Annotated in this window: 19 protein-coding genes and 2 pseudogenes; 8 read left to right on the top strand and 13 right to left on the bottom strand. The window is 70.0% G+C overall.

Annotation, left to right across the window (positions count from 1 at the left end; all coding sequences use genetic code 11):
- Positions 1 to 39: 39 nt before the first annotated feature.
- From ABD908_RS00835 to ABD908_RS00800, 8 genes are all read right to left on the bottom strand, one after another.
- Positions 40 to 1320, bottom strand: coding sequence for an FHA domain-containing protein (locus ABD908_RS00835; RefSeq protein ID WP_344989548.1), 1281 nt, complete (start codon positions 1318 to 1320; stop codon positions 40 to 42).
- A gap of 141 nt (positions 1321 to 1461) precedes the next feature.
- Positions 1462 to 2238 carry a phosphate ABC transporter ATP-binding protein PstB gene (gene pstB, locus ABD908_RS00830; RefSeq protein ID WP_344989545.1) on the bottom strand — a complete coding sequence of 259 codons (777 nt, stop codon included), beginning with the start codon at positions 2236 to 2238 and terminating at the stop codon, positions 1462 to 1464.
- A 69-nt stretch (positions 2239 to 2307) separates the two neighbouring features.
- Positions 2308 to 3222 carry a phosphate ABC transporter permease PstA gene (gene pstA, locus ABD908_RS00825; protein WP_344989542.1) on the bottom strand — a complete coding sequence of 305 codons (915 nt, stop codon included), beginning with the start codon at positions 3220 to 3222 and terminating at the stop codon, positions 2308 to 2310.
- Positions 3219 to 4292: a phosphate ABC transporter permease subunit PstC gene (gene pstC / locus ABD908_RS00820; protein WP_385922783.1), complete on the bottom strand. Its 1074-nt coding sequence runs from the start codon at positions 4290 to 4292 to the stop codon at positions 3219 to 3221. Before pstC ends, pstA begins: the two co-directional genes overlap by 4 nt.
- A 55-nt stretch (positions 4293 to 4347) precedes the next feature.
- On the bottom strand, positions 4348 to 5475 hold the full coding sequence (gene pstS / locus ABD908_RS00815; protein ID WP_344989537.1) for a phosphate ABC transporter substrate-binding protein PstS: 1128 nt from the start codon (positions 5473 to 5475) through the stop codon (positions 4348 to 4350).
- A gap of 206 nt (positions 5476 to 5681) precedes the next feature.
- Complete coding sequence (locus ABD908_RS00810) at positions 5682 to 6779, bottom strand: PLP-dependent cysteine synthase family protein (protein WP_344989534.1); 1098 nt, start codon at positions 6777 to 6779, stop codon at positions 5682 to 5684.
- Positions 6769 to 7596 (bottom strand): hypothetical protein, encoded by an 828-nt coding sequence (locus tag ABD908_RS00805; RefSeq protein ID WP_344989531.1) that lies wholly within the window; start codon positions 7594 to 7596, stop codon positions 6769 to 6771. Before ABD908_RS00805 ends, ABD908_RS00810 begins: the two co-directional genes overlap by 11 nt.
- A gap of 97 nt (positions 7597 to 7693) precedes the next feature.
- Positions 7694 to 9139 (bottom strand): Tox-REase-5 domain-containing protein, encoded by a 1446-nt coding sequence (locus tag ABD908_RS00800; protein WP_344989528.1) that lies wholly within the window; start codon positions 9137 to 9139, stop codon positions 7694 to 7696.
- 207 nt (positions 9140 to 9346) lie between these two features.
- Between ABD908_RS00800 and ABD908_RS00795 the strand changes: the two genes are divergently transcribed.
- Positions 9347 to 9625, top strand: coding sequence for a hypothetical protein (locus tag ABD908_RS00795; protein ID WP_344989525.1), 279 nt, complete (start codon positions 9347 to 9349; stop codon positions 9623 to 9625).
- A gap of 24 nt (positions 9626 to 9649) precedes the next feature.
- On the opposite strand, the gene mshD is transcribed toward ABD908_RS00795, so the two are convergent.
- Both mshD and ABD908_RS00785 read right to left on the bottom strand, forming a co-directional pair.
- A complete protein-coding gene (gene mshD / locus ABD908_RS00790) occupies positions 9650 to 10597 on the bottom strand; it encodes a mycothiol synthase (protein WP_344989523.1) in 948 nt (315 codons plus the stop codon).
- Between the two features lie 342 nt (positions 10598 to 10939).
- Positions 10940 to 11662 (bottom strand): winged helix-turn-helix transcriptional regulator, encoded by a 723-nt coding sequence (locus ABD908_RS00785; RefSeq protein WP_344989520.1) that lies wholly within the window; start codon positions 11660 to 11662, stop codon positions 10940 to 10942.
- A 57-nt stretch (positions 11663 to 11719) separates the two neighbouring features.
- On the opposite strand from ABD908_RS00785, the gene ABD908_RS00780 reads away from it, so the two are divergent.
- From ABD908_RS00780 to ABD908_RS00760, 6 genes are all read left to right on the top strand, one after another.
- Positions 11720 to 12577 carry an LmeA family phospholipid-binding protein gene (locus ABD908_RS00780; RefSeq protein ID WP_344989518.1) on the top strand — a complete coding sequence of 286 codons (858 nt, stop codon included), beginning with the start codon at positions 11720 to 11722 and terminating at the stop codon, positions 12575 to 12577.
- Positions 12578 to 12609: 32 nt separating this feature from the next.
- A complete protein-coding gene (locus ABD908_RS27535; RefSeq protein ID WP_385924536.1) occupies positions 12610 to 12693 on the top strand; it encodes a putative leader peptide in 84 nt (27 codons plus the stop codon).
- A 151-nt stretch (positions 12694 to 12844) separates the two neighbouring features.
- Complete coding sequence (locus ABD908_RS00775; RefSeq protein WP_344989515.1) at positions 12845 to 13678, top strand: sulfurtransferase; 834 nt, start codon at positions 12845 to 12847, stop codon at positions 13676 to 13678.
- 6 nt (positions 13679 to 13684) lie between these two features.
- Complete coding sequence (locus ABD908_RS00770; protein WP_344989512.1) at positions 13685 to 13990, top strand: DUF1416 domain-containing protein; 306 nt, start codon at positions 13685 to 13687, stop codon at positions 13988 to 13990.
- 145 nt (positions 13991 to 14135) lie between these two features.
- Entirely contained in the window at positions 14136 to 14837 is a 702-nt protein-coding gene (locus tag ABD908_RS00765; RefSeq protein ID WP_385924539.1) for a heme-binding beta-barrel domain-containing protein, read from the top strand.
- Positions 14838 to 14844: 7 nt separating this feature from the next.
- Positions 14845 to 15969, top strand: coding sequence for a sulfotransferase family protein (locus ABD908_RS00760; protein ID WP_344989509.1), 1125 nt, complete (start codon positions 14845 to 14847; stop codon positions 15967 to 15969).
- Positions 15970 to 15988: 19 nt separating this feature from the next.
- Here ABD908_RS00760 and cysC read toward each other — a convergent pair.
- A pseudogene (gene cysC / locus ABD908_RS00755) lies at positions 15989 to 16507 on the bottom strand (adenylyl-sulfate kinase); the annotation flags it as partial.
- A gap of 389 nt (positions 16508 to 16896) precedes the next feature.
- Here cysC and ABD908_RS00750 point away from each other — a divergent pair.
- Entirely contained in the window at positions 16897 to 17478 is a 582-nt protein-coding gene (locus ABD908_RS00750; RefSeq protein ID WP_344989507.1) for a TetR/AcrR family transcriptional regulator, read from the top strand.
- Positions 17479 to 17552: 74 nt separating this feature from the next.
- On the opposite strand, the pseudogene ABD908_RS00745 reads toward ABD908_RS00750, so the two are convergent.
- Positions 17553 to 18316 (bottom strand): annotated as a pseudogene (locus ABD908_RS00745) (aldo/keto reductase).
- A gap of 61 nt (positions 18317 to 18377) precedes the next feature.
- A partial coding sequence (locus tag ABD908_RS00740) for an ATP-binding cassette domain-containing protein (RefSeq protein ID WP_344989504.1) occupies positions 18378 to 19238 on the bottom strand: 861 nt, incomplete at its 5' end.

The following is a 19238-nucleotide window of genomic DNA, read 5'->3' as shown; positions in this document are numbered from 1 at the left end:
CCCGACGCCGTCCGACCGCGCACTTCGGATCGGCGCGGCTCAGCCGCCGTCGTTGGCCTGCAGTACCAGAACCCGGCCGCCGATGTGGATCTCGGAGCCGATCGCCAACGCGACCGGCTGCCTCGGCGCCAGCGGGAACGGAGCCGGTACCCCGGGCGGCCGCACCCAGGTGCCGTTCGCCGATCCCACGTCCACCGCCAGGATCGTCCACCCGTCCAGCCGCAGCTCGAGGTGCGCGCGCGACAGCGCACCCGTGCGGTCCGACAGCGCGATGCCCACGGCGCGGCCGACACCGTCGGCGGCCCGGCCGCCGCGGCGGTCCAGGAACGGAGCCGGGTCCCGGCCGATCACCACGTCGGTCTGCAGGACGTAGGCCGAGCCGTCGTCGGCAACGAGCGTGCCGAGCGGCGGCCGCGGCCCCGTCTCCGTGAGAGCACTCTTGTCGACCAGCGCCCCGCAGCGCGTGCAGAACGCCGCGTCGGGTGCGTTGAGGTGGCCGAAGGCGCAGCGGCGCCCGGTCACGAGCGGGCCTGATATGGTCGCCCGCTCGCCGCTGCCCACCGCGGCGAGGTCCATGTCGGTCGGTGCGAAGGACTTGTCCCCGGGGCCCGGCTCGGCACCCGGCACGTCCGCGGGGTCCGCGCCGGGCGGTAGCGACTCCTGGGCAGCCGTGGCCGGCGCATCCGGGACGGGAACCGTCAGGCGCACGCGGCCCGCCGCACCCTCGACCGGGTCGGGCTGCTCCGGCGGCAGACTCGGCACCGGGTCGACGGGGCGCACCACGGGGAACGGTTCGGACTTGGGCCCGGCCTGCGGACCGGTCGCGCGCGGAACTCCCACCGGGGGCTGCCACACGACCACACCGGAGCCGGGCACGGCACCGTCGTACAGGGCCAGCGAGGTGGGGCGACACGCCCCTGCGGGCGGCGACGGGGGCCCGACGGTGACGGTGACCACGTTCCCGGGTGCGAGGGTCGCGACCCGCTCGATCGGGCCGGGACCGTCGGCGCCGGTCAGCACGTGCTCGGGAGCGACGTCGCCGGGTGTCGCGAATATCGCGATGGTGGTACCTGCGCCGGCGAGCGCGACACGGACGTCGGAGCCCACGTGCTCGACCGCGCCGAAGGACAGACCCGGCGCGGCGGCCCTGGCGATCACGTCGACCCAGTCCGCCCGCGGCGCAGCGCCGCCGAGTGCCGAGAGTAGGGCGGGAACCGCGGCCGGCGCATCCGCGGCAGACGCGTCGATCACCACGACGAGGCCGCGGACCCGCGCGACGACGCGATCGCCGGGAAGCACCGTCGTACGCCGTTCGATCACCGGTCCACCCTATCGGCACACGGTGTCCGAAGCCGAGAGGTGGAGCGGGACGTCGAGCGATTCTGCAGTGCCGAGCCCCTCGGGGCGAGGGGCGGACCCCAGCGAGGCGACGCTCTCTACTCCTCGGCGCCTCGAGTCGACCTACCCGAACCGGCCCGAGATGTAGTCCTCGGTCGCGCGCTCGTCGGGGTTGGAGAACATCTTCTCCGTGTTGTTGATCTCGATCAGCTGCCCCGGCTTGCCGGTCGCCTCGAGGTTGAAGAATGCCGTGGTGTCGGAGACGCGGGCCGCCTGCTGCATGTTGTGCGTGACGATGACGATCGTGTACTGCTTCTTGAGCTCGCCGATCAGGTCCTCTATCGCGAGCGTCGAGATCGGGTCGAGCGCCGAGCAGGGCTCGTCCATCAGCAGCACGTCGGGGCTGACGGCGATGGCGCGGGCGATGCACAGTCGCTGCTGCTGACCACCGGACAGGCCGCCGCCGGGCTTGCCGAGGCGGTCCTTGACCTCGTCCCAGAGGTTGGCGCCGCGCAGCGACGACTCGGCGACATCGTCGAGGGTCGACTTGCCGCGCACACCCTGCAGCCGCAGGCCGGCCACGACGTTGTCGCGGATCGACATGGTGGGGAACGGGTTGGGCCGCTGGAACACCATGCCGATCGTCTTGCGGACACCCGCCGGGTCGACGCCGGCGCCGTAGATGTCCTCGCCGTCGAGGGTGATCCGACCGTCGACGCGCGCGCCCGGCGTGACCTCGTGCATGCGGTTGATCGAGCGCAGCACGGTCGACTTGCCGCAGCCGGACGGGCCGATGAACGCGGTGACGCTGTTGGGCGGCACCACCAGCGACACGTCCTGCACGGCGTGGAACGCACCGTAGTAGATGTTGACATCCTCGAGATCGAGCCGCTTGGCCATCCCTTTGTCTTCTTCCTCGGTATGGGGGCGCCCGGGCGTACCTGACCGCCGTGTGCAGTCGCCCGGGAGCTACTTCGTCTTCGGTGCGATGAGCCTGGAGATGACAGCGGCGAGCGCGCTCGCGACGGCCACGAGGATCACCAGCGTGAGCGCTGCGCCCCACTCGCGGTACTGGCCCGCCGGCCCCGGGTTGCTGCTGAACTGCTGGTAGATGAACAGCGGCAGGGAGGACATGTTGCCGTCGAAGACGTTGGTGTTGATCTTGTCGCTCACCCCCACCAGCAGCAGCACCGGCGCGGTCTCGCCGACCACGCGGGCGATCGCCAGGAACACACCCGACACCATGCCCGACGCGGCGGTCGGCAGCACGATCGCCGTGATCGTCTTCCACTTGGGCACGCCGAGGGCGTACGACGCCTCACGCAGGTCGTTGGGGACCAGTTTGAGCATCTCCTCCGTCGACCGCACCACCACGGGGATCATCAGCAGGATCAGGGCGAGGCAGACCGCGAACGCGCTCTGTGGCAGCCCGAGCGTGGTGATCCAGACGCCGTAGATGAACAGGGTCGCGACGATCGACGGGATACCCGCGAGCACGTCGACCATGAACGTGGTCACACGGCCGAGCCGGGTGCCCGCCCCGTACTCGACCAGGAACACGCCGACCAGGATCCCGACCGGCACGCTGATCAGGGCCGCGATGAGCGCCTGCGCGAGCGAGCCGAAGATCGCGTGGTAGACGCCGCCGTCGTAGGACGACGGGGAGACCCGGTACATCGAGTGGGTCCACCAGTGCGGCTTCACAACGGCCGCCATGCCCTTGCTGATCACCATGTACAGCAGCGAGATCAGCGGGGCCACGGCCAGCAGGAAACACACTCCGAAGAGCACGGCGGCGATGTCGTTGGTCAGGCGCCGCCGCAGCGAGGTCTTGTGGAAGGTGGCGCCCGGCTTGACCGCGGCGGCGAAGTCGGTGGCGCTCATCCGTTGACCCGTCCCCCGCCGATCCAGCGGGCGACCGCGTTCACGACGAACGTGAGCAGGAACAGCACGAGGCCGGCGGCGATGTAGGCGCCGCGGGTGTCCGGGTCTGAGAACTCCGTAGCGGCGGAGGCGATCTTGGAGGCGAAGGTGTAGCCGCTGTCGAACAGCGACCAGATGGAGTCCTTCGTCGCGGCGTTCAGGATGATCAGCACCGCGATCGTCTCGCCCAGCGCCCGGCCCAGCGCGAGCATCGCCCCGGCGACGATGCCGCTGCGGCCGTAGGGCAGCACCGTCAGCCGGATCATCTCCCACTTGGTCGCGCCGAGGGCCAGCGCGGCCTCCTGGTGCGCGACCGGTGCCTGCCGCAACGCCTCGCGGCTGATCGACGTGATGATGGGCAGGATCATGATCGCCAGCACCACTCCCGCGGTGAAGACCGTGCTGCCGAGCGCGATCTCGACGTTGCCGGTCTTGAACAGGAAGATCCAGCTCAGGTGGGTGTTCAGCCACTGTTGGAAAGGCACCATCCAGGGTGCCAGGACCAGGATGCCCCACAGGCCGAAGATGATCGACGGCACCGCGGCCAGCAGGTCGACGACGGCCCCCAACACCCGAGACAGCCGCGGCGGCACGTACTGCACCAGGAAGGTCGCGATGCCGACGGCGACCGGTACCGCGACGATCAGCGCCATCACCGAGGCCATGACGGTGATCTTGAGCAGTTCGAGGATGCCGAACCGCATGTCGTGCGGATCGCTCGTGTTCCACTCCGAGCTGGTGAGGAAGTTCGTGTGGTCCTTCGCGGTCGACGGCACCGCCTGCACGACGAGCGTGGTGAAGATGCCGGCGATCACGACGATCAGCAGGATCCCGGCCGCGTAAGTGAGCCACTTGAACGCCGACTCGCCGCTGAGGCCGCTCCTGCGCCGCGCGAGGGCGGGCGTCGCACCGGCGCCCGCCGTCAGGTCGCGCTCGATCCCACCCCTGTCATCCTCACCCCCGTCATCGTCGACCCGCGGTTCCGGCTGCACCGCACCCCCTGCGCTTGACGTCTCCCGTCGGTCGACCATGAACGGCCCAACCCCTTCGCTGTCTCAGTGTCTCAGTCGGCCCTGCGCCCACGTGTTAGTGGATCGAGTCGATCGAGGCCTGGAGCGTGGTGCGGAAGGAATCGGGGATCGGTGCGTAACCCTCGCCGGTCAGCTGAGACTGCACGGCCGAGTTCGCCGCCACCGACAGGAACGTCTTGACGCCGGCACCCACCTGGGCGTCCGAGTACTTCGAGCAGACGATCTCGTAGGTTGCGAGCACGATCGGGTAGGCGCCGGCTGTGGTCGGCTTGTAGAAGGCCGTGGTGTCCAGGACCAGGTTCTTGGCTCCGGGCATCTGGAACTTCGCGTTCGCGATGGTCTTGGCGACGGAGTCGCTGTCGAGTGCGACCGGGGTGGGGCCGGCGGACGTGATGATGTCGGCGGTCTTGAGCTTCTGGGCCTGCGCGAAGCTCCACTCCGTGTAGGTGATCGCACCCTCCGCCTTGTTGACGGTGGCCGCGACCTGCGGGTTGCCGTTCGCGCCCTGGCCCGTGCCCCCGTTGAACGTCTTGCCGGCGCCCTTGGTCCAGTCCGCGGGGGCGGCCGACGAGAGATACTTCTGGAAGTTGTCGGTGGTCCCCGACTGATCGGAGCGGAACACGACGGTGATCGGCAGGTCGGGCAGCGCCACGCCCTTGTTCTCGGCCGCGATCTCGGGCGCGTTCCACTTGGTGATCTTGCCGGTGAAGATCTTCGCGATGGTGGGGGCGCTCAGGGAGATCTGGACGTCGCCGGGCAGCCGGTAGGCGACGGCGATCGGGCCGAAGACCAACGGGAGGTTGTAGGCGTCGGAGCCACACTTCTCCGACGCCGCCTTCTCTTGATCGGGGGTCAGCGGCGAGTCCGAACCGCCGAAGTTGGTGACCCCGCTCGTGAAGTCGGTGATGCCCTGACCCGAGCCGTTGCCGGTGTAGTCGACGTTGGCACCGTTGCAGTCCTGCGCGAAGGCGTTCTTGAACACCGTCATCGCGTTGGCCTGGGCGGTCGACCCGCTCGCCTTGAGGTCGAGCTTGCCGTCGCACTTGACGCCGCTCGCGGCGCCCGCGCTGCCGCTCGCACCCGACGAGCTTGCGGAGTTGTTGTCGCTGCCACACGCGGCGAGCGAGACGGTCAGGGCTGCGACGGCCGCCACAGCGACTACAGGTCCACGCTTGATGGTCACGAGATTCCTCCGTGGGTGTTTCCGCGACGGCCGGGAGCAGGTGCAGGCCGGCGTACACGCGGTGTGGTGTCGGCTCGAACGTAGGGAGGAAGGGTGTCCGGATGCCCCCCAGGCGATGAACGGCGGGTTAACATCGCACGTCAGCGGGCATTTCCAAGCATATCGAAGGACTATATGAAGTCTTTACCCGCTGATCGACAAGCGATTCACAACGCCCCGGTTCGTAGGAACTCGTGAAGCCGCGCGACGTACGGCTGCGGGTCGATCCCACTGCCGGTCAGCCACTCGGCCGAATAGTATTTGTCCAGATAACGGTCACCTGAGTCACAGATCAGCGACACCACGCTGCCGGTCCGCCCCAGCGCCTTCATCTCCGACACGATCCGCAGGGCCGCCCACAGGCCGGTACCCGTCGATGCGCCCACGCGCTTGCCGATCAGCTCCGCCAGGACGTGCACGGCGGCGATCGCCGCACCGTCGGGCACCCGCATCATGCGGTCCACCGCGGCCGGGACGAAGCTCGGTTCCACGCGCTGCCGTCCGATGCCCTCGATACGGGAGCCGACGGCGGTGGTCACGGTGGCGTCGCCGTCGCGCCAACCGGGGAAGAAGGCGGAGTTGTCGGGGTCGGCAACGCAGATCCCGGTGGCGCGCCGGGTGTAGTGCACGTAGCGGGCGAGGGTCGCCGACGTGCCGCCGGTACCGGCCGTGGCAACGATCCACGACGGCTCGGGGAACCGTTCCTGCGCGAGTTGCTGGAAGATCGACTCGGCGATGTTGTTGTTGCCGCGCCAGTCGGTCGCCCGCTCGGCATAGGTGAACTGGTCCATGTAGTGGCCGCCCGTACGGCGCGCCAGCCCCTCGGCCGCGTCGTACACCGCGCTCGGATCGTCCACGAAATGGCACGTACCGCCATATGACTCGATGAGTCGCACCTTCTCGGCACTGGTCGACCGCGACATCACGGCTACGAACGGGACGCCGATCAGCCGAGCGAAGTACGCCTCGGACACCGCCGTCGACCCGCTGGAAGCCTCGATCACCGGGGTGCCGCGGCGGATCCACCCGTTGCACAGCGCGTACAGGAACAGCGACCGCGCCAGCCGGTGCTTGAGGGAGCCGGTGATGTGCGTGGACTCGTCCTTGAGATAGAGGTCCACACCCCAGTCGTCGGGCAGCGGCACCCGGATCAGGTGGGTGTCGGCGGACCGGTTGGCATCGGCCGACACGCGGCCCACCGCCTCGGCCAGCCACGACCGGTAGTCGGGGTCGTACCGGTCGATGTCCGCGCCGTCACGAGTCATGATGTCGCGGCTCGACGGTGATCGGCCCGTCGTACGCCTTGCGTCGCTGCCGGTCCAGGCCGGTGATGTCGACCAGCTGCTCCGCCCGCGGATACAAGTAACCCAGCGCCTCGTACGCGTCGCCCACCATCGCCGGTGTCACCCCGCGCGGATCCTCACACAACCGCAGCCACGTATGCGCACCCTCCCTCGTCACCGTCGCGGACGCGGGCAGCCTCCCCGGATCCACCGGATTACCCTCCGTGGGGAACACGTTCAGCCACGCCACCCGCACCGGATCGACAGGACGAGCGACCAGCCCGGCATCCGCCAGCGCCCACAACCGCATCTCGCGAGTCGCACTAGTTGCGAAGCTCGAGCTGTACCTGCAGGAGAGCGTGTCCACCCGCAGACCCCGCATCACACACCGCACGGCACCGAGAACCTGCGCGGTCTCCGCCGCGACCGGGTTGATCACCGCATTGATCTCCACCTTGGCGATCGACGCGAAGTCGATCCCCGAAAGCGTGATCGGCGTACGGTCGACCGGGATCCCCAACCCCAGCTTCACCTCGATCCCCTCTGTGGTGAACGCCCAATGGGTGCGCTTGTCCGTACCGTCCTCCAGCGCCACCGCCGCGGACACGTCCTCGTACCCGGTCGACGACAGCGGATACCCCCGCCCACTCGGCCCCCTCAACCACCACGGCCCCGCCCACCCCGGCAACACCGCCAGATCCGTCAACAACCGCGACAACAACCCCACACCCGCACCGAAATCCGCCGCCTCATCGAAGAACTGCGCCGCGATCACCATCGGGTCGTACCTCGTACTCAACGAACCATCTCTCCTTCGTCGCCGACGGCGTCCATCGGTGTCAGGCTATCGGCCCCGCAGCGGCGGGCGCGAGCGTCTGGTGTGCGAGGCAGGGATCCTACTCGTCTGCCGCCTCCTCGGCGGCCATGCCCTCCGCCATGGCCTGCGTCATCGCCTGGGCTTCCAGCTCCGATGCATTCTCCGCAGCCCCCGCGAATATCCCGCTGGTGACTGCATCATCGTGCGCCTCTGCGGCGGTAATGACACCGGATTTCGATCCGCCGAAGAGCTCGGCTGCCAGGGCGTTCGGGTCTCCCCCGATGGTCTCCGCCTCGGTGACCGGTACCCCGGCCCCCGCAGCGCCGGGTACCGCCGGATCGGTGGCCAGCGGCGGTGTCGCGATGCTCGGCTGCGTGGGGGTGAAGTCTGGGAACTCCTTCCGGAAATCTTCCAGGGTCATTACCCGCACAGCAGCGATCTTGTCCGCTGGCCACTCCTGCGACACCATCACCTTGTGCAGAAGGTCGGGCACCAGAGGGTCGTTGGAGACGATCAAATGCTCCACGTTGGAATTCTGCCCGGTGAGCTTGTTCTGCGCCAATGCCTTCTGCTGATCCTCGATCTGCTCGAGCATTCCAGCTACGCGGGGGTCGAGTATGCCGCTGTCGAGGCTCTGTTGCAGGCGCTTACCGTAGCCGAGTTTTGCGTCAATGAATAACTCTTTGCCGTTGGCGAATCCGTGGCCATCGAACTTGAGGCCCCCGGTCACGCGCAACGCCGGCTTGACGGGAACTTTGTACGCGTACTCCGGGTCGACCCCGGTGACCTCCTGTTGGAACCGTGCCCAGCCCCTCAGCCTGCCGGTCTTGCGGTCGATGATGCCCTCCCCAGCCTTCACCCACGCGCCTACACCAGCTGCCCCCAAGCCACCCACCCCACCCGCTCCCACGGACGCCTGAACGACATCGTCGGGGCCGAGAACTTTCGCGAGTGTCGCGGGATCGGCGTGGGGGTACACCGTCTGCGAGATGTGCGGCTCCGCAGGAGCACGGTCGGCGGCGGCGGTCGCGCGCGCGGCACTGTCTGTGTCGGCGATCTGCTGGCGTGCCGTGCTCAGGGTGATGTCGGCGAGACTCTGGATCTCGGCGGCGCCGACGCTGTCCCCATCCTGCTGGCACACGGCCTTGAGCGCTGCGCAGTACTCCAGATCGCTGTTGGCTTCGGACGCGATCCCGGCGATCGTCACCTTCGTCTCGGACACCAGACGGGACAACCGCTCCAGGCGCGATCCGCGTGCAGTGAACCAATCCGCCACGCCGCCACCCGTCTCGGTCGCCAACCGGCGCTTCGATGCCAGCGAGGCATCCACCCATTGCCCATGCGACCCGGACCGGACCACACCGACCACCTGATCCATCAGCGTGGCAGAGGCCTGATGCGCAATCTGCGCATTGGCGTGCTCGACCGTCGCGTTGGAGAACAAGGTGTCCTCGAGACCGTCCGCCGGCCAATGCCTCCCGATCAGCTCATCGATGTACTTTCCAGTCGGCTTTGCTACTCCCATCCGCTTCGCCCCATCCGCCGACTCCTTCGGGCCAGCGCCCCGGGATCGACGAGACGCTAATAAGCTGGACAGCGGGATCGCAACACTTCCTCAGCAGCACGCCGATCTCAAACGCCCTGATTCGCCGATACCCGACAATGGCATACCGTGCGGCATCGAGAACGGCGATGCGGTGCATGCTCGGCATCTCACCGCCATACTGACCCCATGGCAGACTTCTACGTCGACACCGACGCAGTGCTGGCGGCGACCGCCTTCGTTCCGTTCGCACCAGGGCCTGGCGCTTCCTATCCGCAGGGAAGCAGCGATCTCGACGGCGCGATCGACGCCGATACCGCCCAAGACGCCGCTGACATCATGCCCGTAGTGAACGCCTTCACCCACGGTGTCGCGACGCTGGCTGCGGCCGACAAGGACAGCGTTCGGGTCACCGAGCTCCTCGACAAGGCGGCGGTCGCCAAGTACCGCAAGATCGTCGGCCGGTGAGCGGGTTCCCAGCAAGTGCGCCCGTCATCGCGCGTACGCCGCGTCCCGGCGGTACTCGGTGAAGCCGAGCCGACGGTACGTGTGCAGCGCGGCGTGGTTGTCGCCCTCCACGTACAGCTCGACCTCCGCGAGCCCGCGCGCAGCGAGGTAGTCGAGCCCGCGGGCGGTGAGCAGGCGGCCGAGGCCGCGGCCCTGGCCCTCGGGCGCTACGGCCACGATGTACACCTCGCCCAGTGCGGGCTCCTCTTCGGTGGCGGGATGCACCTTGGTCCAGTGGAATCCGAGCAGCGTCGGCTCCGCGCTGCCGACGGGGTCGGCGAACGCGAGGAACAGTCCGGTCGGGTCGAACCAGTCCGAGCCGGTGCGCTCATCGATCTGCTCCTGGCCCCAACCGCCCTGCTCGGGGTGCCACGCGAACGCCGCGTTGTTGACGGCCAGCAGGGCGGCGTCGTCCGACGGCCCCGCGTAGGTGCGGACGGTGACGCCGTCCGGCACGCGCGGCGCGGCCGGCAGGTCGGACCCGGCGCCGGGAGCGGAGCGGGCGGGCCGAATTCCACCCAGCGGCCGGCGCAGCTGCAGCAGTTCGCGCACGGTGCGCAGGCCGAGCTCCGCGGCGACGGCGCGGGCGGCGGGCAGGTCCCCGTGCGCCCACACAGTGGCACCCTCACCCGCGACGTCCAGCGCAGCGACGACCAGTGCCCGGCCGATCCCCCGACCGCGGGCGGGCGGGTCGACGAACGCCTCCACCGCGGCGGGGCCGCCGCCGGGCGCGGTGACGATGCCCGCGTAGCCGGCACCATCGCCGGCGAAGACGTGCGGCCCCGCACCGTCGAGCGCGATCCGGAACTGCTCCGACAGGGGCGCGACACCGTCGACGCGCTCCGCCGCCGCAGCCAGCTCCGCCACCTGCACCGCGCGCTCGCCCAGCGCGCCACGCACGACCTCCACCCCGATCCGCGTCGCATCACTCATGACGGCAACGCTACGTGGCCGCCCGTGACGCCGGGCCGGGGTCGCCCACGACGGTGCTGGTAGCGCGTCGTCACCGATGCGACACACCACCAGCCGCTCCACTCGGTCGCCGGGGCGGTCCTCGGTATCGAACGGAGAAGCCGGTCGCTTACCGGCGATGCAGCCACCTACGGAAAGTGCCGATGCGTACTGACGGCTCGGACGCTGACCGACAAGCGCCTCCCGGATGAGCGTCTGGATGTTCGATCAGCGGACGCATCGTCGGTAAGCGCCTGATGACGCGGACGACGCGAGCCGCAACAGCCGATCACGCATACCAGCCACATCAGAGGCGACGCGCCGCTAGTCCAGTTCGGCCGTCACGGTCTCGTCGTCGGGGTCCTCGCCCTTGCCCCGACCCGCCGGGCGCACGGCCTTGTAGCCCACGTTGCGCACGGTGCCGATCAGCGACTCGTGCTCCGCGCCCAGCTTGGCCCGGAGCCGCCGCACGTGCACGTCGACGGTACGGGTGCCACCGAAGAAGTCGTACCCCCACACCTCCTGCAGCAGCTGTGCCCGGGTGAACACGCGGCCCGCGTTCTGCGCGAGGTACTTGAGCAGCTCGAATTCCTTGTACGTCAGGTCCAGCGGACGGCCGCGCAGCCGCGCCGTGTAAGTGCCCTCGTCGATCACCAGCTCGCCCAGCGCGATCTTGTCGGCCGACTCCTCAGCTGTCGCGCCCCCGCGCCGAGCGACCACGAGCCGCAGGCGCGCGTCGAGCTCGGCCGGGCCGATGCCGGGCAGCAGGAAGTCGTCGAGCCCCCACTCCGCGTTGGCGGCGACGAGGCCGCCTTCGGTGAGGATCGCCACCACGGGCACCGACTCGGTGGTGGTGCCGAGCAGCCGGCACAGGCCCCGCGCGGCGACCAGGTCGGTGCGCGCGTCCACCAGCGCCACGTCCGCTGCACCGACCTCGAGCAGCGACGAGACGTCCGCGGGAACGGCGCGCACGCTGTGCCCGAGAAGCGACAGAGCGGGGACGACGGCGGCCGGGTCCGCCTCCGGGGTCAGCAGCAGCAGGTCCACGTGCCCCCTCTCAGATGCCGTACACAAGTGACGTTGTCCGGGTGTCAGAATAGCCCGATGACCCGCACCGCCTCGCAACAGCGCCCACCGACGGTGCCGCGCCGTCGCGCGGGGCTGCGCTGGTCACTCGCATCGGTCGCGCTGGTGATCGTCGTCGCGACGCTGTTCGACTTCGGCTCGGCCACTGTCGCGGAGTACCGCCTGTCGCGCACGATCCGGGCTGCGGCGGGCTTCCAGACCGACCCCGAGGTGACGATCGCGGGTTTTCCCTTCGTGACCGCCGCGCGCGACGGACGCTACCGCCGGGTGTCGATAGCGGTACCGAACGTCGGTGTGGGTGACGGGCGGGTGGCGCAGCTCGAAGCCGAGTTGCACGACGTGCACCTGCCGGCGGGGACGCACCTGGTGTCGGCCGATACTCCGCTGCACGTGGCGGTCATCGACGCGCGGGTCCGGCTGGCGCAGAAGGACTTCGGCCGGCTCCTGGGGATCGTCGACGTCCAGGTGCACACGCCGGTCCCCGGGAACGTGGCGGGCGCGGGCGGCCCCGCGGACGGCCTGGTCAAGTCGGCGACCGGCGTCATCCTGACCGGCGAGATCCCCCTTCCGACACCGACCGACCCGCGGCGCACGGTCACCGTGTCGGTCAGCTGCGACTTCTCGGCGGTGAACAACGCCGTGTCGGTGCGCGCCACACGCATCTACACAGGCCCCGAGGACCACGCGACCGCCCACCTACTCCCGGGCGACATCCCCCGCGTCCTCGCCGCCTTCACGAAGACACTGCCGCCGATGCGGCTGCCGTTCGGGCTGACCGCGACGGGGGCCGAGGGCGAGAACGCGGACGTGGTGCTGCTCGGCTCCGCGCGGGACACGACGGTGACCCCGGCCGCCTTCTATCGGGTGGGCCCGTGACGTACCCCTCTCTCGCCGGGTACCCTATCGGCATGCGCAACCGCAGTGGGCTGCTGCTCACCCGACGCCGCGCGGTCGATCTGTGCCGCCTGGCTGGTTGTTGCTGTCTGGGCTGATCCGCCCTGGCCCGCGCCGTCTCATCGGCAGGCCACCGCTAAGGCGCGAGGACCCGCGGTCCGCGCCGCCGCACTCCCCGATCGGGCGGCATCCGAATATGTCACCAGGTCTCATCACGTCACCACACGGAAAAGACGAAAGGGAAGCGAAATGGCTCGCTCCGACGTCCTGGTCTCCGCAGACTGGGCTGAGCAGAACCTCGACACCGACAAGGTCGTGTTGGTCGAGGTCGACGAGGACACCAGCGCCTACGACACCGGCCACATCGCCGGGGCCGTGAAGCTGGACTGGAAGCAGGACCTGCAGGACCACGTGAAGCGCGACTTCGTCGACGTGGAACAGTTCGGCAAGCTGCTCTCCGAGCGCGGCATCGCGAACGACGACACCGTGGTGCTGTACGGCGGCAACAACAACTGGTTCGCCGCCTACGCGTACTGGTACTTCAAGCTGTACGGCCACGAGAACGTCAAGCTGCTCGACGGCGGCCGCAAGAAGTGGGAGCTGGACGGCCGCCCGCTGTCCACCGACACCGTGTCGCGCCCGGCCACCACCTACACGGCGAAGCCGGCCGACAACACGATCCGCGCGTTCCGCGACGAGGTCGTCGACGCGATCGACGTCAAGAACCTGGTCGACGTGCGCAGCCCGGACGAGTTCTCCGGCAAGATCCTCGCGCCGGCACACCTGCCCCAGGAGCAGAGCCAGCGCCCCGGGCACATCCCCGGCGCCATCAACGTGCCCTGGAGCAAGGCCGCGAACGAGGACGGCACCTTCAAGTCCGACGCCGATCTGGCCGAGCTGTACAAGGAGGCGGGCCTCGACGGCGAGAAGGAGACCATCGCCTACTGCCGCATCGGCGAGCGATCGAGCCACACGTGGTTCGTGCTGCAGGAGCTGCTCGGCCACAAGAACGTCAAGAACTACGACGGCAGCTGGACCGAGTACGGTTCGCTGGTCGGCGTGCCGATCGAACTGGGAGCGTGATCAGATATGTGTGCAGCACCGAAGCAGGGCCAGAAGCTGCCTGCGGGTGTCGACGTCGAGAAGGAGACCGTCCTGACCGGCCAGGTCCTCGACGCCACCGGTAATCCCGTCGCCGGCGCGTTCGTCCGACTGCTGGACGGCACCGGCGAGTTCACCGCGGAGGTCGTGGCCTCCGGCACCGGCGACTTCCGGTTCTTCGCCGCCCCCGGCACCTGGACCGTCCGGGCCCTCTCGCCCGCCGGCAACGGCGAGATCACCGTGAGCCCCGACGCCAACGGCGTGTTCGACCAGGACATCACGGTCGCCAAGTAGCGCGATCCCGCACACGAGGGCGCACGTCCACCCGGGCGTGCGCCCTCGTCGCGCGTGGGCCTACGATTGCAGCCATGGTCATTGCATTCGAGATCCTCCTGGTCCTGGCCTCGGTCGCGATCCTCGGGTTCGCCGTGTTCGTGATCTGGCGACTCCTGCACGACGGCCAGTAGGCCGCGCCGTGACCGCAGACCAACACCCCGCAGACGAGACTCCGGCAGACGAGACCGCGGCGGATGAGGCCCTCGAGCCGGGCGTCCTGGACCGCGCCGCCGAGCGCGCGAAGCACACGGGCGCGCGCAACATCCCTGGGCTCCCCGGACTTCCGCTACCGGACGATACGGCGAACCTGCGCGAGGGCCCGGACCTGCACCCCGGCCTGCTCGGCCTGCTGCCGCTGGTCGGTATCTGGCGCGGCGAGGGCGAGGGAAACGACGGTGCCGACTACCGCTTCGGCCAGCAGGTGATCGTGAGCCACGACGGGCAGAACTTCCTGTCCTGGGAGTCGCGGTCGTGGAAGCTCGATAAAGAGGGCGCGTACACCGAGCCCGACCTGCGCGAATCCGGCTTCTGGCGGATCGGAGAGGACGACTCCATCGAGTTCCTCGTCGCGCACGCGTCCGGAATCGTGGAGCTGTACTACGGCGCCCCCGTCTCGCAGACCGCGTGGGAGCTCGCGACCGACGTCGTGATCCGCACCAAGACCAGCCCGCTCGTGGGGGGATCGAAGCGCCTGTACGGCCTGGTCGAGGACGGTGCCAGCCTGGCATACGTCGAGGAGCGGGTAGGGCCCGACGGTGGCCTGTCGCCCCGGCTGAGCGCCAAGCTCGACCGATACGCCGGATAGGCGGCCCGTGCTCCCCAGCGCGACCGATCCGGTCGGCCGGCGCGTCTTCCTCCATGTCGGGCTCCCGAAGACCGGCACGACGTACCTGCAGGATCGCCTCTGGCGTAACCGCTCCGCCGCCCTGCGGCAGGGTGTGCTGTACCCCGGTGACCGGTCCACCGACCACTTCCACGCCGCGGTCCACCTGCAGCCCGAGCGCTACCTGGACTGGGTCGATCCGGCCTTCGACGGTGCGTGGGACCGGCTCGTGGGCGCGGTCCGGGCGTGGCCGGGTACCTCGGTGATCTCCCACGAGTTGTTCGCCAGCGCGACCGCGCCGCAGGCGGCGGCGGCACTGGCGGACCTGTCCTTCGCGCAGGTGCACATCGTGGTCACGGCCCGAGACCTCGGCCGCCAGATCCCGTCCGCCTGGCAGGAGGACGTGAAGAACCAGCAGACCGCCACGTTCGACGAGTTCCTCGCCACCACAGCGGAATCGGAGGGCGGGCCGAACACCTTCTGGGAGTTCCAGGACCTGCCGCGGGTCCTGGACACCTGGGCCGGCGGCCTGCCCGCCGACCGGGTCCACGTGGTGACGGTTCCGCCCGCGGGCGGGCCGCGCGACGAGCTGTGGCGCAGGTTCACCGCCACCGTCGGGCTCGACGCCGACGCCCTCCCCGCGACCGTTCCGGGCTCGAACGCGGCGCTGTCGACCGCGCAGATCGAGCTGCTGCGCAGGATGAACACGCGACTGCAGCCGGAGCGCATCGAGTGGGCGCGGTACGAGGCGGCCGTGAAGGAGTTCCTGATCGGGTCCGTGCTGTTCGACCTCCCGGCCCCGGACAGGCCGGCGCTGCCGCCCGCACATTCACCGTGGGTGCGCGAGCGGGCGCACGCGGCCGCAGCCGTCATCCGTGAGCGCGGCTACGACGTGGTGGGCGACCTGAGTGAGCTGGAGCCGGTCCCACCCCGCCGCCCGGCGGCGGCACCCTCCGACGAGGAGTTGCTCGAGCTGGCGCTCGACACCCTCGCCGAGACGGTGCGGAGGATGCCGCTGCCCCAGCCCACGCTCGCGGACAGGGCCCGGCCCACGCTTCGCCGGGTCTATAAGCGAATGGGCCCGCTGCGCACGATCGTCGACCGATTCCGCTGACCCACGTCCCCGCCTGGCGTCACTGCGCGGCGAGCGCGGCCACCACCAGCTGCGCCATGTCTTCCGGAGCGCCGTCCCCGGGGTGCAGCACCACCTCGGCGTTCAGCGGCACCTCGTACGGGTCGTCGACACCGGTGAACCGCGGCAGCTCGCCCGCCCGCGCGCGGGCGTACAGCCCCTTGGGGTCACGCTCCTCGCACCGCGCGAGCGGGGTGTCGACGAACACCTCCACGAACGGCAGGCCGGCACGTCGGTGCGCTGCGCGCACGCGCGCTCGGTCGGATGCGTACGGGCTGATCAGGGACACCACAGCGACCACGCCCGCCGCGGCGAACAGCCGGGCCACCTCGCCGACGCGACGGACGTTCTCGGTCCGGGACTCCTTGTCGAAGCCCAGGTCCGAGCACAGGCCGGTACGCAGGGTGTCACCGTCGAGCAGGTACGCGGCCCGCCCCGAGTCCGCCAGCAACCGGTTCACGGCGGCGGCGACGGTCGACTTGCCCGAGCCGGAGAGCCCGGTGATCCAGATGGTCGCTCCATCCGACTTCGCTGCACTACCCATGCCGGGCAGTATGCCCGATCATCCTGGGATCTCCCCGACGCGAATACTTGACACGCCCGGACACGTGACGGGTCCGGAGACGTGACAGGTCCCGAGAACGCGGAGAACCCTCGGGCGCGCGGCTCTCACGCGACCCGAGGGTCCTCGTCATTCCAGGTGGGCGACCGCCGTCAGGCGGCGGCCACCTCCTCGATCCTGAAACTCACCATTTCTCGGACCACCTCCTTTCTGTAGTACGCGAGCGACGCTACTCCCGCGCCGAGGACGGTGGCAACGGATTTATCCGCGGCACGTCACCTACTGTGAACCCCTGATGTGCATCAGTACGTTCACGCCGCACGCATCGGCTACGAGGAGACCACGACATGGCCTACCACCACGGCGATCTGCCGGCCGCGATGATGCGCGCCGGTCTGGACGTCACCCGGACGGGCGGCGTCGCCGCGCTCACCATCCGTGAGGTCACCCGCCGCGCGGGCGTGACGCCGAATGCCGCCTATCGACACTTTCCCGACCGTAGGTCGCTGGTCATGGCCGTGTCTGCCGCCATAGGCAAGCAGATGGCCGAAGGTATGGCCGCCCCACTCACCGACGAGACGTCGCCGACCGAGCGCCTGCGCGCCGTGGGCCTGGGCTACATCCGGTTCGCGCTCACCGAGCCGGGCTGGTTCTCCACCGCGTTCTTCGGGATCGGAGCGCCCGCCACCGATGCAGTCGAGCAGGCCCCGCCCTACCTGGCCCTGACCGCGGCGCTCGACGCGATGGTCGACGCGGGTGAGCTGACGCCCGCGGCTCGCGTCGACGCACCGTGGGCCTGCTGGGCCGCGGTGCACGGCTTCGCCGAGCTGGCGCTGAACGGTCCCCTTCGGTCCGCCGACGAGGAGACCGTCGAGCGGTACGCACGCTTCACCGTCGACACCGCGATCGCGGGGATCCGCGGCGCCTGAACCCGACCGCCGCCGCCCGCAGTCAGCGGCGAGGTCGGCTCGACGTCACGTCGGCCTCGACATCGTCTCGGATCTCAGGCTTCCGGGATCTCGCGCCCGAAGCTCGCGAGGGTGACGTCCTCGGGCTCCGGGCCGCCGCGTACACCGGTGTCGAGAGCGTCGATCGCCGACAGCTCGTCGCCGGTCAGCCGGAAGTCGAAGACGTCGAAGTTCTCTCGGATCCGGCTGGGCGTCACGGACTTCGGGATCACCTGGCGTCCCTCGTCGAGGTGCCAGCGGAGCATCACCTGGGCCGGGGTCTTCCCGTGTGCCGCCGCGATCCCGCCGATCACCACATCGTCCAGCGTGCTCCGCCCGCTGCCGCGGGCACCACCTGCGCTTCTGGTAGCAGCCGGTCCAGGTGGCGCGGCATGAAGTTGGAGACGCCGATCGCCCGGACCCGGCCGTCGGTGTACAGCCGCTCCAGCGCCCGGTAGGCGCCGATGGTCTTCTCGAACTCGCCCGGCAGGGCCTGGTGCAGGATCAGCAGATCGATCCGCTCGACCCCCAGCTTGCCGGCCGACTTGTCGAACGCGTGCAGCGTCTCGTCGTACCCGTAGTCGGAGATCCAGACCTTGGTCTCGACGAACACCTCGTCCCGCGCGAGCCCGGAGCGGCGGATCGCCTCGCCCACCTCCCGCTCGTTGCCATAAGCGGCGGCGGTGTCGATGTGGCGGTAGCCCACCTCCAGCGCCGTCTCGACGGCCGTGACGGTCTCGTCGGGGGCGGTCTGGAAGACGCCGTACCCCAGCGCCGGGATCTGTACGCCGTTGTTCAGCTCGATCGTCGGAATGCTCATGCCTGCAACGGTAGGCGCCCGGCGCACGCCGAGACAGGGCCTGCCGATCCAGGTACCGGCGTTAAGCCCCTCCGACGGTGACTGTCGGTACCCCGGGCGGCGGCCGGTGGCCCGCGACCACCACGGTACGGCCGGCGAACAGACCGGCGGGGTCGAGGATGTCGGCGAGCACCGCATCGGCGTCGCCGCGGTCGAGGTGCTCGGCCGGCTCGTCCAGGAGGACGACGGGGGCGGGCGACAGCAGCGCCCGCGCGAGCAGCAGCCGCCGCCGCTGGCCGCCGGACAGGGACCCGGCACCGTCGGGCAGGAGCGTACCGACACCGTCGGGCAGGCCGGCGAGCCACCGCTCCAGCCCGACCCGCCGCAGTGCGGCCTCGATCTCGGCGTCCGTCGCGGAACCCGTGGCGACCCGGCAGTTCTCGGCGACACTGGTGGCGAACACGTGCGCGTCCTCGCCGAACAGCGCGACGGTGGCGGAGGGTTCCGCGTAGTCCGTCGACGGCCGGCCGTCGACGGTGACGGTGCCGCCCCGCTCGTCGAGCCCGGCGAGCGCGAGGAGCATCGTGGTCTTGCCCGCGCCGCTCGGCCCGGCGACGAAGAGTCGTCCACACCAGTCGATCTCGACGTCCTCATCGCCGTGGCGCAGGCGCAGCACGGGCTCGGCCGGGGCGGGTAACGGGCCCCGCGGCCTGGCCGGCGGCGCGGTGAGCAGCGGCGCGATCCGGGACGCGGCGTCCGCCGAGCGGAGTACCTGCCGGGCGGCGTCGGCGAGGGGCGTGACGGTCTCGAATGCGGAGAGCGGCAGCAGGATCAGGACGCCGAGGGTGGTGACGTCGGCGCCACGCGCGGCGAGAGCGACGGCGAGGACCAGCGCCGCCGCGGCGGCGATCCCCACGGCGAGTGGCACCGCGGCGTCGGCCAG

This window comes from Tsukamurella soli, assembly GCF_039541155.1.
Classification (GTDB): Bacteria; Actinomycetota; Actinomycetes; order Mycobacteriales; family Mycobacteriaceae; genus Tsukamurella; species Tsukamurella soli.
This window is presented reverse-complemented; position numbering and strand designations above follow the sequence as displayed.